The sequence below is a fragment of the Polyangium jinanense genome (genome assembly GCF_028435365.1).
The window spans coordinates 71,464-86,505 of record NZ_JAGTJJ010000049.1 but is presented as its reverse complement, the minus strand read 5'-3'; the positions used below and the strand labels follow the sequence as shown (position 1 = coordinate 86,505).

Sequence of the window (15,042 nt, the reverse complement as noted above, 5' to 3'; positions counted from 1 at the left end):
CGCTGTCGCCCCGCGTCCAGGGCTTGCCCTGGTCCGGGTCCAGGGGTGGACAACCCCTGGTCGGGGTCCGGGGTGAAACCCCGGCGCTACGCTCGGCGATTTACTTCTTTGCGGGCGCGGGCGCGGGCGCGGGCGCGGGCGCGGGCGCGGCGGGCTCGGCGCCGTGGCCGGCGTGCGGATCGCTTGCGGCGGCCTCGGGGTCGACGGCGATTCCCTTGCGCGTCGTCTTCGTCAGCGGGCCCTCGATGGGCTTGCCGTCCTTGTCGACGAGCTCGACGGTGACCTCGTAGTCACCCTTGGGCAGGTTCTTCGCGACCTTCGGGGCCCAGGTGGTGAACTCGCCCGTGAGCGGCGTGGTGAGGCTCGGGCCGGAGATCGTGTATTTGACCTTCTCGCCTTTGTCGAGTGCCGTGCCGAAGAGATAGAAATCGATGAGCAGCTCCTGGCCCATCGCGCCCTTGTTTTCGCCCTTGGGCCGGCTGTAGACGACGTGCGGCTTCTTCGGGTCGAACGCGCTCTTGCCCTTCTTGCCGACCCAGAACGTCACGAGCTGCTGCGCGCCCTTGCCCTTGACCGACTCGTGCGTTGCGCGGCTCGCGAACGCGACGAGCGTGTGCTCGCCCTCCTTGAGCTCGGTGCCCGCGGGCAGGAGCTCGGAGACCTTCACGGGCTTCTTCGTGTCGTAGATCGCCTTGTACGGTTGGTCGTCGAGGATCAGGTGGACGTGCGGCCCCTTCTCGACCGTGGCCCAGTCCTTCACGTCGAGCTTGATCTCGAAGTCCTTTGCTTTGGCGAGGTCTCCGATCGAGGCGTCGTTCTTTGGCGCTGTGATCTTCACGCTCGGCAGCGGCTTCGGGTCCTCGCTCGGCTTCATGTCCTCGACGACGGGCGGCGGGGGCGCGGGCTTCTTCGCCTCGGTCGTGGTCGTCGTGGCTGTCGTCGTCGCGGCTGTGGTGGCTGCGGGCTCGGGCGTCTTCTCGGCTGTCGTCTCGGCCGGCTTTGCCGTTTCCGTCGACGGATCCTTAACCTCGGGCTCCCCGCCGCCGCATGCGAAAGCGCTCACGACGAGGGAAAGCATCCCGACAAACGATACCGTGGTTTTCATGGTCCGCCCCTGTAACGCGGAGGCGCGTCCGCGTCGAGGGTGGATGGCGGGTTTTTCTTCACACCGTGCCCTCCGTTCAGGGGGCGCCCCCTCCGCGGTCCGTTCCCGCGGGATGCGAGGGTGCGTAGGTGGTTGTCCTGCTCGCGGGGCCGTGAGCGTGGGCCGGAGGCCATGACGTCCACCAACGAGGTGGTACGTCCATCTCGCTCCGTGCTCACGATGCGAGGCTCGACGGAGACCTTGCGCCCGTCGACCAGGCTGCACAAAAACCATGGAGCGAGCGGCCACAAGGTTCGACAAGCGGCGGGACGAACCCGTTCTTTCTGCATTGTCGTGCTTCCAGAAACCTGGCGCGATCAAAGGAGCTACGATGGCAGCCGTTGAACCGATGGCATTGCCCCCGGATTTTAATCCCGAAACCCTCATGCGCAGCACGAGCACCGAGGTGGGGACCTTCCACGAAACTCGGCTGGCGGCCCGGCTGGCGGCCCAACTGCTTGCCCATGGTGCGGTCCAGGATATCGAGCTTTCGGAACGTATCCTGGTGGCTGTGCTGCGCTGTCAGGAACGGGATGAGCGCGACCCCCACTACGGAAACTTCTACTGGATGCGGGAGGATGAGGTCGTCGAGGACCTGAATGCGGTCGAGTTCGTGCTGGAGGCTCTCATTCCCATGATGCTCCAACATGGCGACCGGCTCTCGTCTGTGATGCATGACCGGGTGCTGGAGAGCGTTCGGCTGGGTCTGGAAGAGATCCGGCGGCTGGATGTGCTGGTGGCTTATACGAACATTGCCGTTCTGGACATTCTCAATACCTGCCTGGGCGGCGAGTTGCTGGGCGAGACGGCGATCGCCGAACGGGGTTATGACAAGCTGGTTTACTGGATCGCCTTTACCAACCGTTCAGGCCATCCTTTTGAGTACAACAGCCCGACCTATACCTCCATCACCCTGCGGGCGCTCAAACAGTTGGCAGACCTGGTTCAGCACCGGGACACTCGCGTGCGGGCCAGGGCCATGGCTGCCCGGCTGGCGCTGAGCGTGGCCCTGCACCTTCACGCCGGCACCGGCCGTTGGGCCGGTCCCCATAGCCGGGCCTACCATTCCACGGTGGTCTGTGAAACGCCGCCGGAGATCGAGCTGGTCCAGAGTTGGATCGCCGAGGGCATTGTTCCTCCCTGGATCCAGGCGGTCCTGGAAGGTTTGCCCGCGGTCTTTCAGGTGAGCGAAACCGCGGAGCGCGATCGTGGATTCAGCTTCACCACCTATCAGACCCCGACGTTTGCCCTGGGCGTGGCCAGCCAGCTCTACCAGGTTCAATCCAATGTCTGTTTGCTCCATTATCAGCGGCCGGGCGCAACCCGGCCCGGGGTTCTCTATACCCGTTATATCCTGGATGATAAGTGGTTCGGCGACTTCTACCATGCGACCGACCGGACCAAGCGTCGCAACCTGCTGGATGAAGGTCTCTTTTGGGGTGTCCAGCGCGAAAATCAGGCCATCGGTCTTTACACGCCGGCCAATATGACCGAAGGCAAGAGCGCCAAAGCCTGCCTGATCTGGTTGGACCGGGCGCAGGTCGACGAGCTGTGGGTCGGCGAGCAGCGGGTCGAAAGCCTCCCCGTGCTCGTGTCGCCAGGGCAGGTGATCGTCGTTGGGAGTGGCGATGTATATATGGCGGTGCGTCCTTTGACCCAGACCCCTCTGGGCCGGGAAACTCCCCTCGAACTCGTGGAACGGGACGGGGACTTGGTGCTCGAGTCGTACAACTACCGGGGGCCATTCAAGCAATTCTGGGAGATGCACTGGCCCGGCTTCTTTTACGAGGGCCGACCCATTTGTTGTTTTTACCTGGAAGTCGCCGAGCGCCATGCCTATCCGGATGGCCGCGCCTTTGGACGGCAGGTGTTGCGTGGAACCGTGGAGGAGACGCTCGGGCCTCCCTTTACCTACGCAGCGGCAGGCGAACGCGTCTATCGGGTTGCCTACCAGCGTGACGGCCAAGCGTTGGGCCTGGAGGTCGAGCTGATGGCCTGGAAACTCAAACGCCGCTGGACAGAAGCCGGTGAAATCGGCTGGCCCATGCTGGAAGCGCCTTCGGCCAGGCAGACGAATACCGGGCGGGTGGAGCTCGGTGAAGCCAGCCTGGTTTGTGGCCCTGAAGCAGCCTGGTTATGGGCGAGCCCGGAAAGCGGCCGCTGGGTTGCCGGCTATCTGGGCCTCACCCCGGCCCCCCTCACCCTGACGACGCCCCAGGGGCAGGTCGAGGTCACGGAGATGGGCACAGGTACCGTGGTCTGGGATCAGGGCCAGGTGACGGTGGAGGCTACCGGAGAGCCGGTGGTCAAGGTGTCCCTCCACCGCGACGACCGTCAGTAAAAGAATGCCGCGCAGCAACCCTCTTGATTGTCACATTGGCCCGAAGGCTCCGTGCACGTCCCGAGCAGGGAGGTATTCGAGCGGCAGGCGCACTGCCACGTCCCGTCGGCGAGCCGCGCGCACGACGCGCGTAACTCGCCGACCCCGGCGCAGGTTGTCGCGCTCGTACATGCGTCGGGGGCGTCCGTGCCGCTTTGCCCCGTGCACGCGGCCGTATCGCTCCGCGTTTGTCCCTGCGCGCAGGCCCGGAACGCGTCCTCTTGGGCCTTGCAGCCGGCCGGCGGCACGACCTGCGACGGCATACACGTGAAATCCGCTTTCTGATCCGCCCAGCAGCCGAGCAGGGTTTCGAACGCGCTTTCGCACGCCTCGCCCGCGTCGAGGTAGGCCGCGCAATCCTCCGCGCAGTCCGCCCACACGAAGCAGTTGATCTGCGAGACGTGATCGCACATCTCGCCGCACCGCGCCGGGGGCAGCTTCGGCTCGCCGCCGCCGCTGCCGCCCGTGCCGCTCGTCGTGTTGTTGGGAGGGGGCTCCTCCATGCTGCACGCGACGAGCCCCAAGAACGTCCCGAGGACGAGCATTTTCCAGCCGATACCGATTCGCATCGGGCGACTATAGGCCGGCGCGGTCGCCCTCGAAAAGCGCGTAGTTCAGCGCTTTCGCAGCTCTTCCGGCACGCGGGCGAACGTCTCCTCCGCGTCGGCAGCCGCCCATGCAACCGTGGCCACGGCCCCGACGACTTGATCGAGATCCTCCTTCGTGACCTTGTCGAGCGTGTCGTTCGCCGTGTGGTGCACGTCGAAGTACTTCGTCGCGTCCTGGTGCAGATCCACGATCGGCACGGCCGCGGCGTGCAGTGGGATGAGGTCGGCGCCGCCGTGCGCCGGGCCCTTGTCGTACTGGATCCCGAGCGGCGAGAGGAGGCTCGCGATCCGCTCGGTCACGGGCCGTGCGCCTTCCGCGACGAGGAACCGCGTCATGTGCACGCGGCCCGCGCCGAGATCGATCTCGAGGGCGAGCTGGTGTTTGTCGAGCTCGGCCGCGTGGTCCTTGGCGTACGCGACCGCGCCGCGCAGGCCGTTCTCCTCGTTGGCGAAGAGCACCACGCGGATCGTGCGCCGCGGCCGCGCGCCGAGGCCGAGCACGAGCCGCGCGGCCTCGACGACGGCCGCGCATCCGGCGCCGTCGTCGATCGCGCCTTGCCCGAGGTCCCATGCGTCGAGGTGCGCGCCGAGCAGGACGATCTCGTCGGGCTTCTCGCGCCCCTTCACCTCGCCGATCACGTTCGCGCTCTCGGCGTCGGGCAAGAGCTTCGCGCCGAGCGAGAAGCTCACGCGCACGGGTTTGCCCTGACCGACCAGCCGCGCGATGAGCTCCGCGTCGGGCACGGAGACCGCGGCGGCCGGGATCTTGGGGACGTCCTTGTCGTAGACCATGCCGCCCGTGTGGGGAAGCCGGTCGTGGTCTGTGCCGATCGAGCGGAGGAGCACGCCGATCGCGCCTTTCCTCGCGGCGGCGATCGCGCCGCGGTACCGGATCCCGGCGACCTTGCCGTAGCCCGAGCCGTCTTTCGTGCGGGTCGTGGGGGCCGAGTAGAAGACGATCTTGCCCTTGACCTTGGCCTCGTCCATGGCGGCCATGGCGTCGAGCGACTCGACCATGACGATCTCGCCTTCGAGGCCCTTCGCGGGCGTCCCGATGCTCCCGCCGAGCGCGGCGATCGCGAGGGTGTGGGCGTACGGCGCGACGATCCGCCCGCTCTCGGCACCACGCTCCCAATGCGGGACCATGACCTTTTCGGCGCGCACGTTTTCGAGCCCTTTTTCCTTCATGGTCCGGAGGGCCCAGGCGACGGCGGCCTTGTCCCCGAGCGACCCCGCGAGCCGCGGCCCGACCTCGTCGACGAGCGAACGAACCATGTCGTACGCATGCGAGTCGACCTGCGCGGCGAGCTGGAGTTTGTCCACGTTCGGATCGCGTGGGACGGGGGCAGGCGCGGGAGCGGCAGCGGAGGCGGTCGCGGGCGCGGCGGCGGCAGCGGAGGCGGTCGCGGTCGCGGCGGCGGGCGCGGGGATGCGCTCGGGGGCCGGGGTTTCCGCGGCCGAGCAGGCCGCGAGCGAGAGCGTGGCGAGGAGGAGTGCGCTTCGGGCGTACATCGCGGGGCGCGAGTTTGGCGCAAGTTGGCCGCGATGAAAATGGCCGGATCACGCGAGGCGAAAGCCTGCCCCGCGGAGCATCCGGCTTGCCGCGATTCTCGGGAGCATCGCGTTGACCCGGCAAGGACGTGAGGGTACCCTCGAATCGTCCCAGGACTCGGCCATGCAGACCTCCCACGAACGCCCCGCCATCAAGCCTCGTGATCCCGGTCTCGACTTCGACGAGACCGTCCCGCGCCACTGGTTCGGGGGCAACGCGCTCGCGACCCACATCGCGAACGGCGTCAATCTGCTGTTCCCGGCGGGCGAGCGTTTTTTCGTGCGCAGCGTCCACCATTACCTCGACAAACTCGAAGACCCCGCGCTCCGCGCCCAGGTGAAAGGCTTCTTCGCCCAGGAGGGCCGCCACGCCCGCACGCACGAGCGCTTCTTCGAGCGTCTCGAAGAGCAGGGCTACGAGATCAAGCCGTTCCTCCGTGTCTACGAGAAGATCGCGTACGGCATCCTCGAGCCTGCGTTCCCGCCCGCGTTCCGCCTCGCCGTCACCGCGGCGGCCGAACATTTCACGGCCATCATGGCCGAGAACGCGCTCCGCGAGCGCTTCCTCGAGCGGGCCCACCCGGCGCTGCGCGACCTGCTCTTCTGGCACGCGGCTGAGGAGATCGAGCACCGCGCCGTCGCGTTCGACGTGCTCGGCACGGTGGCGCCGAGTTATGCCCTGCGCGTCGCCGGGATGGCCCTCGCCGCTTCCACGCTGGCGGCCTTCTGGATCGCCGGGACGCTCGTGCTCCTCGAACAGGACCGCCGCCGCGGCAACGTCGATCTTCGGGCCGAGTTGCGCAAGCTCCGCGAGCATCCGATCGGCCAGCGCGTGTTTTTGCGGGGCATCAAGTCCTATCTCCGTCGCGATTTCCATCCGCTCGAAGCCGAGATCGACGGCCTCGCGCGGCAATGGCTCGAAGCGAAGGGCATGGCATGACGGTGCCCGTAGAATCCGGCCCGCGGATCGAACGCCGCGTCCTCTCGATCGACAGCGCGTACGACGAGGATACGGTCGAGATTCAGCGGATGCGGGATTCGCTGTATGCGGGCCTCGGCGGCCGCGTCGTGCGCTTCGGGCGCACGCTCACCGAGCGCAGCACCGTCCTCGCCGCGCTTCGCGCCGCCGCGGAAGAGGGGCGACCTTATGCGGCGATCCTCGTGACCTCGCACGGCGAGCCGAGCCGGGTCCTCGACACGAATTCGCCCAAAGGCCTCCTCCTCGCCGACGATTTCCCCGCGGACGAGCTCAGGCTCTGGGCGGAGAACCGCGCCTTGCATTTCATGTGCTGCGATACGGGCGCGGGACCGCTTTTTTCGCGGCTCGCGGGGCTCGGGGCGCGTCTCGTCGTCGGGTTCGAGGGCAAACCGCGCTGGCATTCGCCGGAGGGGCGGCAGCGGTGGCGCGAGTTCGACGCCGAGACCGTGCGCGCGGTCGTCGAGACGCCCGATCCGAAGGTCGTAGGCGAGATTCGTACGCGCTGGCTCGGACGCGTCGAGCAATGGCTGGTGACGGCGCCGCCGGGGTATGCGCAGGACCTGCGAGACATGCGGCAGACGCTCGGGACGATGGTGATTCTCTGATGCGAATCGATGAGGCGACACGCGCGGCACGGTTTTTCGTCCTCGCAGCGGCGCTCGCAGCCCTGCCCGCCTTCGGCTGCGGGGGCACGCGTATGATCGGGAGCGGCCCGCACGCGTACGGGGAAGCCGCGCCCGAGGGGATCCGGTATCACCTGCCGAAGACGCTGATCGAGGTCAGCGTCCGGACCACGCTGACGTCGCGGAGGAGCGTTTCGTACGAGAAAAACGACGCGGGGCTGTACGAATTCAAGGTGAAGAGCCTGCCGTTCGACGTGGAGCAGAGCGCGGCGACGGTCACGGTCCTGCACGTGCCGGACACGCGGGAGTTTTATGCGCTCCACCTCGAACCGGGCCGCACGTCCGACGATTCGCTGGCCGTCGAGACGTATGGCAATGGCTTGCTCAAGTCGATCAACATGGAGAGCGCGGGGCGCGAGGGGCAGGTCGTCGCCGATACGCTGGAAGCGGCGGCCACCATTGCGGGCTTTTTGGTCGGGCTCGCGGATCGCGGGACCGAGGCCGCGCGGACGTTCGTTTGTGGAAAGCTCCGCGCCGATCCCTCCGCTGCAAAGTTCCCGTGCGAGGACCTCGAAGGTTTGCCCATGCAGACCTTGTATTTCCTCGCCGCGAATGCGGAGGGCCGAAAGCTCTTCTTGCGCGGACACGAGCTCGACGCCATCACGAGCGAGCGCCGGAAAACGAAGAAGGAGGTCGAGGACAAGATCGGCGCCGCGGACGCGAAGGAGCTCGCCGCGCTCGAATCGAAGCGCGCCTTGCTCGACGCCTCGCTCCGCGCGGCCCTCGAAGAACGCAAGGAGGTGACCTCCGCGTTCGAGGCCCGGCTCCAGGCGTTCGCGGAGGAGCAACGGTTCGCGCCGGAGTCGATCACGCGGGACGTCGTGCGGGTTTTCGACGTCGCGGAGATCCCCGAAGAAGCCACGCTCCCCGAGGGGACGAAATCGGCCGACGTGCCGGCGAAGCTCGCGAAGCACCCGGCCATGCTGGAGCTGTGGAACGCGACCCGTATCGCGATCGCCTTGACTCCGGACCGGGGCGCGCCGCCGAAAAAACCGACGAGCGCGGCGCCGGTCGAGGAGGAAGTCGCGGAAGGGCGCGTGTTTTATCGTCCGTCACGCGCGGCCACGCTGCGGCTGCTTTCGCAAGGGAAGATCGCGGATCCGGACGAAGGGCGGATCGGCGAATCGTACGAGGGGATTCGTATCGTGGACGCGCGGATCATCGATGTGATGGATCCACGCGAGTCTCCGGCGACGGTCTCTTTTGATCCGGCTGCCTTTGCCAAGCGTAGGCTCGCGCTCGGGTTCGACACGAAAGGCCGCCTCGTCCGGCTGGAGCAGAGCAGCGCCTCGACCTTCCCGAGCGCGACCGGCGCGGTCGCGGACGGGCTCGCCAGCGCGAGCAGCGCGCTCGGGGTCGCGAGCATGGTCGACACCGCCGCGAAGGAGCCGGACCTCGCCACGGTCGATACGCTCGCCCAAATCGAGCGGCTGCGCAGGCAGCGGCAGACGCTCGATGCGCAGATTCAGGCGCTCGAGACGGTGAAAGATATTGAAAGGCAGAAACGCGTCCCATCGGTTGAACGGCCCGCGCCGTCGCGATAAGGGATGCCGGGTGAAGCCCTTCGTGATCATCCTGGCCGCCGTCACCTTTCTTGGATGCGGAGGCTCGGCCGAGCCCGAGCCCGCGACGCCCGAATCAACGTTGCCCTCCACGCCGCCGGTCGACGACGCGCCGGTGGAGCAATCCGAGTGGACGGGCGGCACCATCACCGGCCTCGTTCGTCTGGCCGAGAATGCAAAGCCGATCGAATCCCCCGATTTCGAGCTCATCCTGACGCTCTCCGGCGGCAACATCCGCAAGACGGAGCGCGTGGAGCTCGGGAAGATCAAAAAGAAGCTCTCGGGGCCGGCGCCCTACGCGTTCGAGATTCAGGCCGATCAATCCAAGTTCGACCCGTTCGACAATTACACGATCAGCGGCTTCATCGCCGCGCCGGACGGGAACTTCTGGTATTCGGTCAAGGATCTGCCGCGGGTCTACGTCAAAGGGCAAAAACCCGGCCCCGTCGAGGTCGAGGTGATCCCCGTGGATCCGAGGGCCGGCAAATAAGCGCGTCGCGCACCGAGCCCGAAGCTCACCGCTTCTTTTTCTTCTTTTTCTTCGGCGGAGGCGGCGGTCGCGTCTTGCCCGGCGCGGCGGGGACCCACGGGGCGCTCCGATCCACGGGCAGCGGCGTATCCGCGGGCAAGGCTTGCTCTCCGGCGCGCTTGATCGTGAACGACGAGCTCACGACGTTGTACATGTGGGCGCCGAAATTCGAAAGGTCGCCCCCGCCGGCGATGCCGATCGGAATGCAAAAGAGGCGCTTGCGTTCCTCGTCGAGGTCGCTGTACGGGATGAACCGGCCCTGATCGTCGCGCACGCCGCGCGTGTAGCCACCGCCGCCGCCCTGCGACATCCCGTCCTGGATCGCCTGCGCGAGCTGCTCGATGACCTCGTTCGCGCAGAGCGGCTTGATCTCGCCCTTCACCTTGCTGCCGGCCGGATACTGGACCTTCGATTCGATCTTGACGACGACCGTGACGCCCTGTTTGTCCGGGCCCATTTGCAAGGACCGCGCGGCAAGGCCGCTCTTCACGGCCTCCACGACGCCGGTCCAGTGGTTCGCATTGGCGTCCGTGGTGCTGACGAGGCGAACGCCCTCGACCTTGCCTTGCGCGTCGAGTTTGACCTCGAACGTGGCGCGGGCGTCCTTGACCGCCGAGCCGCGGACGGCGTTAGCAATGGTGGAGGCGACCACGCCGGCCGCGGGGACGTCGATGCCGGTGGATTTGTCCTTGTTGTGGAGGGTGCCGGCGATGACGCGGCTCGCGATGTCGGAATCGACGGGGCGCGGCGCCTCGATGGTGGTGGGCGCGGGCCGCGCCGCCGGCGCGCCGGGGACAACGCCCGGGACGGCCCAGACCGGCGAGCCCAGACCGGGAAGGGCGCCGACGACGGGCGCGGGCGCGGGCGCGCCGCCGTATTCGTCGACGGGAGGGCTCGGCGCGGCGGGCGTGGGCGCGGGAGCGGATTCGGGCGCGGGCGCGGAGGCGGATTCGGGAGCGGGAGCGGATTCGGGAGCGGGAGCGGATTCAGGGGCGGGAGCGGGCGCGGATTCGGGCGCCGGCGCAGGCACGGGCGCAGGTGCACGCACGGCCGCGCGGGCCGGTTCGGGCGTGGGCGCCTGCTCGAGCGCGGGAGCCGGCGCGCGCGTCACCGTGCCGGGCGGGCCTTCCTCCTCGATATCGACCGTCGTATCTGCCGACGGCTCGACGCGGGGCGCGAGCACCTCGGCCCCCGGCGCCGGGCCACGCGGGGCGACGGCGAGGAAAAGCACGTGCGCGACGATCGCGACCGCGATCGCCCCAAGTTCGCGCCCCCGTTCCTTCGCCACGCGCCGAGACTAGCACATCCCCCGGCGCGGTTGCACCTCGGCGCATGAAGTGGACCTGCGACGAAGCCTCGGGTGTGCCCGTCGAGACATGGTCCTCGAGCACCATTTCGGAAAAAAATCACGCACCGATGAAACGTCAGCGGCTGCCGAGGAAAGCGAGCGCCTTTTCGACCTGCTCGTCCGTCATCGCGTGGCCCGCGCGGGGACGCCCGATCTCGAGGTGCGGCCAGCGCATCCGCTTCAGCATCTTCGCGAGCGCCTGCTGCTTGTCGTGCGAAGGATCCCCCGCGCCCCACGCGACCACGATCGGCGCCCGTTTCTTCGTCCCCTTCGCCTCCGTCTCGTGATACGGCGCGCCCGAGCCGCCCGCGAAGAGCGCATACCCCGCGACGTCGAGCCGGCCGCGCATCGCGAGCGAGGTCGCGTAATACGCGCCGTTCGAGAATCCGAAGACGTAAACGCGCTCGAAAGGTTTGCCCGCGGCTTGCTCCAGCGCTTGCCGCGCAGCCGTCCATTCCGCGACGAGCGCGTCCTCGTGGATCCGGCGCGCGTCCATGCTCGTCGGCCAGGCCCACCACGACTCCATCGTCTTCGGGCCGATCCCGCGGCGCCCGCGCGGCATGATCACGGTATGGCCGTACGTCGCGCCCACCCGCGCGGCGTTGCGCTGCGAGTTCCATTGATCGTTCGTGTCGGGCTGGACGACGCCGTGCAGGTGAATGATGAGCGTGCGCGGCCCGGGCGCGGGTTTTTCCGGGACGAAGTAGCAGACCTCGTTCGGTAGCGCGGGAAGCTCGGCCGCGCACCAGCGGCGCTTGTCGGTGACGGTCTCCGAGGGCGCCTCGGCCGACGCCGGACGCGGGCTGCCCGCGAAGAGGGCGAGGACGAACACGAGGGGCGAAAGGCGCACGGCCCGACCCTACCACGGGATGCGCGCCGCGGGCACGTTCGTGTATCGTAGGCCCGATGAAAGAAAAGCGCGGAGACAAGGACGTACGGGCCGCACAGGCAGAGGTGCTCGCGGCGCTCGCGAGGCGGCTCTCGAAAGGGGACACGCCGCTCCCCGCGGATCTCATGGCCAAGATCACCGCGGAGCTCGAGCTGCGCATCGACGACGAGGCGATCTCCGCGGCCTGGGCCGAGCAAGGCAACGAGGAGCCGACGTCCTGGCGAGGCAACGCAGCGCGCGCGAGCCGGCGCGGGCGGGGGAGGGACGTTCGCGACATCGAGCTCTTCGCGCGCGCAGCGCGAGACCTCGAAGCACTCGAGGCAGCCGAGCGGGAGGAAGTGTCGCTGGAGATCGACGCGCTCGCCTTCGATCCGGTGCCGCGCGGGGTGATGGCGCTTCACGGTCGAAAGGATGGACACCTGCAAAACCGCATGGGCATGCGGCGCTTGCTTTACAAGGTGCAGGGGATGGTGGTGACCGTCGTGGCGATCACTGGCTAGCCCGCCAGCACTCCTCCTCTAGCATCCACGCTTCGAGGAGCCCGGGCTGTTCGCCGAAACCCCGATAGTACTCGTCATTCAGGCATTTCACCAGGGCTTTTCGCTCGGACACGGAGAGGTCGGTCACGCCGAGCGGCATCTTCTGGTGGTTCACGACATAAAAGCTCACCAGCGTCCCGCCCTGGGGCTGCAAACGGATCCCGCTCGGATAATTCAGCTCCCCGCGTAGAAGGCCATCGTGGCAATGGGCGCATTGCATGGCCTCTCCGAGCCGTGCGAGCCGCTCCGGTTCGACGAGTCCGGCGGAGCAGGCGGCGAGGAATTCCGGTGTTCGCAGCGGCGAGGTCCGGGGACCCATCGGCGGCCCGTAGTCCGAGCGCGTGAATCCGTCGAGGTCGATGGCGCCATGACTCGCCATCCGCGCGTTCACCGCCCTGAGCTTCTCGCCGAAGCGAGTTTCGTCGAATTGGAGGGGATCGGGCGTGATGGGAAGGGTGGCCTGCTTGTGACAAGCGTAGCAGTTCTCGGCGATGCCGGTTTCGTCGAGTCGTGTGCCGATCTCGATCCTGCCGCCGTCTCGCTTTCGCCAGAAATCCTTCAATCTCGCGCGCGGCGTTTTCAGCGTCATGCCCGTTCCCGCCTCCGTTTTCTGGACGGCCACGACCGAGACGCCCTTGGGCAGCTCGCCGGCGGGATCCTGCTGGAGCCCGAACTGGATGTACTGGTCGAAGTCTTTGCGCGGAACGTAGACGAAAAACCGGCCGAGCGAACGCGTGCCGTCGGGGGTGGGCAGATGTTGTGACGTGTAGATGAAAGCGATCCATTCGAGTCGTGGGTCGGAGATCGTCTTGTTGATCCCATCGATGTACTGGAGCGCGCTCGTGAGGGATGCGTCGTCGTTCTTGTCGAGCCACCGTAGAAATGGCTGGTCCTTCAGCTCCGCCGGTAGCTCCAGCATCTCGGGGTACGGCATTTCGGAGAAGTATTGTTCGTCCGGAATCGATGCGCCCATCTTATGGCCGTTCATCTGTTTGTCCTGCGTCACCGCTTCGAAGAAGCTCGAAAAGTTGCTCATGCATGTTCGGGCGGTGGGAAGGGCCTCGAGCTGCCGTTTGCAGCGCCTGAGCGTCGCGCCGATGTCGTCGAGGATCTCGCCTTCGAGATCACTGGCAAAGAAGGCGTGCGTCGTTCGCACGTGCCAGTCGCGAAAGCCGGGAAGGTCGGTGGGGCAGGGCGGGACCACCAGAGGGCTCGCCGCCAGGTAGAGGATTCCCCAGGGTCGCGCGCGCATCGTCTGCCCTCCGCGTGTCTCGAGGGCGAAAGGAGGCAAGAGACGTGCGATGGCACGCGCAGGCGCGCGCCGAGCACGGATTTCGCAGATTGGGAGGGAGGGGAGGGAGCCGTTACGACGAAGGCTTGCGGGGCGTGAGACGCGCCGTCCCTTCGAGCCCCTGCGCGCGTGCTGCCTCGACGACAGCCTCACACACGGCCTCGTGCACATGCGGCAAGAGCGGCGAGGGAACGACCTCGCCCTTCTCCGCACACGACGCGATCGCGCGCGCCGCCGCGATACGCATCTCCGGCGTGATGGCGCGGCTCTCCACGGCGAGCGCGCCGCGGAACAGGCCCGGGAATGCGAGCGCATTGTTGATGCTGCGCCCGTCGCTGCAGTATGCAGCGCCCGCCGCGAGCGCATCGACCGGCTCGATCTCGGGGTCCGGGTTCGACAGCGGGAAGATGACCTGCCCCGGCCGGATCCATTTCGGATCGATGAGCCCCGGCCTCCCGGTCGCCGCGATCACGATATCGGCCTCGCGCATGAGCGTCGGCAGATCGACCGGGTGCGCGCCGAGGCTCTTGAGCCACGCCATCGCCTCCTCCGACCGATCCGTCACGAGCACGTCGCGCGCCCCGTGCGCCATCATGAGCCGGGCGATCGCGCTTCCGGCCGCGCCGAGCCCGATCTGCCCGACGCGCGCCTTTTCCAGCGAGACGCCCGTCATTTTACACGCATTGAGCACCGCGGCGAGCGCGACCGTGGCCGTGCCGTGCTGGTCGTCGTGCATGACGGGTTTGTCGAGGCGCTCGATGAGCTCTTCCTCGATCTTGTAACAATCCGGGATGCGGATGTCCTCGAGGTGAATGCCGCCGAACGTGAGCGAGAGGCGCAGGACCGTGTCCACGAACTCCCGCGGATCGAGCGTGTCGACGAGGATCGGCGAGGCGCTGATCCCGACGAACTTGTCGTAAAGGACGGCCTTTCCTTCCATGACCGGCAGCGAGGCGAGCGGCCCGACATTGCCGAGGCCGAGGACACGCGTGCCGTTCGTGAAGATGCCGACCGAGTTCCCGATCCCCGTGAGGTGCCGCGCGCGCTCGGGCTCCCGTTCGATCGCACGCGCAACGCGGGCCACGCCCGGCGTGTAGATGTAACGCAAATCGCGCTGATGACGGAGCTCGATCCGGCTCGTCATGTGGAGCTTGCCGCCCTTGTGCAGGTCGAAGACGCGGTCGATCGTGTCGATCAGCTCGACGCCGTCGATGGCGCGCACGGCCTCGATGACGCGGTCGCGCTGCTCCTCGTCCTGGGTCTCGACGGTGATCTCGCGCAGGGTATCGCTCTCCACGATGCGCAAGGTGGTGATGTCACCAAGCAAACCGCCCTGCTCGGCCACGACCGTGGCAAGACGGGCAAGCTGGCCCACGCGGTGTTTGCATTTGACGCGAAGTACGGTGTCGAGGCTCGTCTTCCTCATGGGGGCGCGGACCATACCACGAAGAAGGCCGAGTGGGAGCAAGTTGGGGAAGGAGGAGATTCCGTCTCGTCGGATCTTCCCTTATCATCCGCGCGTAGCGTTGCCCGAGGAGA

The 15,042-nt window shown here is 67.4% G+C and carries 13 protein-coding genes; 6 read left to right on the top strand and 7 right to left on the bottom strand.

Features of this window, described 5'->3' with window-relative positions; all coding sequences use genetic code 11:
- Positions 1-100: 100 nt before the first annotated feature.
- Positions 101-1,105, bottom strand: a complete 1,005-nt coding sequence (locus tag KEG57_RS42655; RefSeq protein WP_272421936.1) for a hypothetical protein — start codon at positions 1,103-1,105, stop codon at positions 101-103.
- A 370-nt stretch (positions 1,106-1,475) separates the two neighbouring features.
- On the opposite strand from KEG57_RS42655, the gene KEG57_RS42650 reads away from it, so the two are divergent.
- Positions 1,476-3,485: a DUF8769 domain-containing protein gene (locus tag KEG57_RS42650; protein WP_272421938.1), complete on the top strand. Its 2,010-nt coding sequence runs from the start codon at positions 1,476-1,478 to the stop codon at positions 3,483-3,485.
- Here KEG57_RS42650 and KEG57_RS42645 read toward each other — a convergent pair.
- Positions 3,479-4,093, bottom strand: a complete 615-nt coding sequence (locus KEG57_RS42645; RefSeq protein ID WP_272421939.1) for a hypothetical protein — start codon at positions 4,091-4,093, stop codon at positions 3,479-3,481. The two genes, KEG57_RS42650 and KEG57_RS42645, sit on opposite strands and share 7 nt — an antisense overlap.
- 45 nt (positions 4,094-4,138) lie before the next feature.
- The gene (locus KEG57_RS42640; RefSeq protein WP_272421940.1) at positions 4,139-5,644 is read right to left on the bottom strand and encodes a M20/M25/M40 family metallo-hydrolase; all 1,506 of its coding nucleotides are present in this window, start codon (positions 5,642-5,644) and stop codon (positions 4,139-4,141) included.
- A gap of 163 nt (positions 5,645-5,807) precedes the next feature.
- Here KEG57_RS42640 and KEG57_RS42635 point away from each other — a divergent pair, with 163 nt between their 5' ends.
- Genes KEG57_RS42635 through KEG57_RS42620 form a run of 4 tightly spaced genes read left to right on the top strand, consistent with a single transcriptional unit; the run spans position 5,808 to position 9,397 of the window.
- Positions 5,808-6,623, top strand: coding sequence for a metal-dependent hydrolase (locus KEG57_RS42635; protein WP_272421941.1), 816 nt, complete (start codon positions 5,808-5,810; stop codon positions 6,621-6,623).
- The gene (locus KEG57_RS42630) at positions 6,620-7,267 is read left to right on the top strand and encodes a hypothetical protein (protein ID WP_272421942.1); all 648 of its coding nucleotides are present in this window, start codon (positions 6,620-6,622) and stop codon (positions 7,265-7,267) included. Before KEG57_RS42635 ends, KEG57_RS42630 begins: the two co-directional genes overlap by 4 nt.
- Positions 7,267-8,889, top strand: coding sequence for a hypothetical protein (locus KEG57_RS42625; protein ID WP_272421943.1), 1,623 nt, complete (start codon positions 7,267-7,269; stop codon positions 8,887-8,889). The genes KEG57_RS42630 and KEG57_RS42625 overlap by 1 nt, the downstream gene beginning before the upstream one ends.
- Positions 8,890-8,899: 10 nt before the next feature.
- Complete coding sequence (locus KEG57_RS42620) at positions 8,900-9,397, top strand: hypothetical protein (protein ID WP_272421944.1); 498 nt, start codon at positions 8,900-8,902, stop codon at positions 9,395-9,397.
- A gap of 25 nt (positions 9,398-9,422) precedes the next feature.
- Here KEG57_RS42620 and KEG57_RS42615 read toward each other — a convergent pair whose 3' ends face one another.
- Positions 9,423-10,724 carry a hypothetical protein gene (locus KEG57_RS42615; protein ID WP_272421945.1) on the bottom strand — a complete coding sequence of 434 codons (1,302 nt, stop codon included), beginning with the start codon at positions 10,722-10,724 and terminating at the stop codon, positions 9,423-9,425.
- 136 nt (positions 10,725-10,860) lie between these two features.
- Complete coding sequence (locus KEG57_RS42610; RefSeq protein WP_272421946.1) at positions 10,861-11,634, bottom strand: alpha/beta hydrolase; 774 nt, start codon at positions 11,632-11,634, stop codon at positions 10,861-10,863.
- A gap of 56 nt (positions 11,635-11,690) precedes the next feature.
- Here KEG57_RS42610 and KEG57_RS42605 point away from each other — a divergent pair, with 56 nt between their 5' ends.
- Positions 11,691-12,173, top strand: coding sequence for a hypothetical protein (locus KEG57_RS42605; protein ID WP_272421947.1), 483 nt, complete (start codon positions 11,691-11,693; stop codon positions 12,171-12,173).
- Here KEG57_RS42605 and KEG57_RS42600 read toward each other — a convergent pair.
- Complete coding sequence (locus KEG57_RS42600) at positions 12,163-13,464, bottom strand: hypothetical protein (RefSeq protein ID WP_272421948.1); 1,302 nt, start codon at positions 13,462-13,464, stop codon at positions 12,163-12,165. The genes KEG57_RS42605 and KEG57_RS42600 overlap by 11 nt on opposite strands.
- Before the next feature lie 112 nt (positions 13,465-13,576).
- Positions 13,577-14,929, bottom strand: a complete 1,353-nt coding sequence (locus KEG57_RS42595) for an NAD-dependent malic enzyme (protein WP_272421949.1) — start codon at positions 14,927-14,929, stop codon at positions 13,577-13,579.
- Positions 14,930-15,042: the final 113 nt, after the last annotated feature.

What these genes read in the sequence shown, in the direction of transcription:
- KEG57_RS42635 (WP_272421941.1), top strand. Translation starts at nt 5,808, where the DNA reads ATGCAGACCTCCCACGAACGCCCCGCCATCAAGCCTCGTGATCCCGGT.
- KEG57_RS42595 (WP_272421949.1), bottom strand. Translation starts at nt 14,929, where the DNA reads ATGAGGAAGACGAGCCTCGACACCGTACTTCGCGTCAAATGCAAACAC.
- KEG57_RS42625 (WP_272421943.1), top strand. Translation starts at nt 7,267, where the DNA reads ATGCGAATCGATGAGGCGACACGCGCGGCACGGTTTTTCGTCCTCGCA.
- KEG57_RS42640 (WP_272421940.1), bottom strand. Translation starts at nt 5,644, where the DNA reads ATGTACGCCCGAAGCGCACTCCTCCTCGCCACGCTCTCGCTCGCGGCC.
- KEG57_RS42645 (WP_272421939.1), bottom strand. Translation starts at nt 4,093, where the DNA reads ATGCGAATCGGTATCGGCTGGAAAATGCTCGTCCTCGGGACGTTCTTG.
- KEG57_RS42605 (WP_272421947.1), top strand. Translation starts at nt 11,691, where the DNA reads ATGAAAGAAAAGCGCGGAGACAAGGACGTACGGGCCGCACAGGCAGAG.
- KEG57_RS42600 (WP_272421948.1), bottom strand. Translation starts at nt 13,464, where the DNA reads ATGCGCGCGCGACCCTGGGGAATCCTCTACCTGGCGGCGAGCCCTCTG.
- KEG57_RS42650 (WP_272421938.1), top strand. Translation starts at nt 1,476, where the DNA reads ATGGCAGCCGTTGAACCGATGGCATTGCCCCCGGATTTTAATCCCGAA.
- KEG57_RS42655 (WP_272421936.1), bottom strand. Translation starts at nt 1,105, where the DNA reads ATGAAAACCACGGTATCGTTTGTCGGGATGCTTTCCCTCGTCGTGAGC.
- KEG57_RS42630 (WP_272421942.1), top strand. Translation starts at nt 6,620, where the DNA reads ATGACGGTGCCCGTAGAATCCGGCCCGCGGATCGAACGCCGCGTCCTC.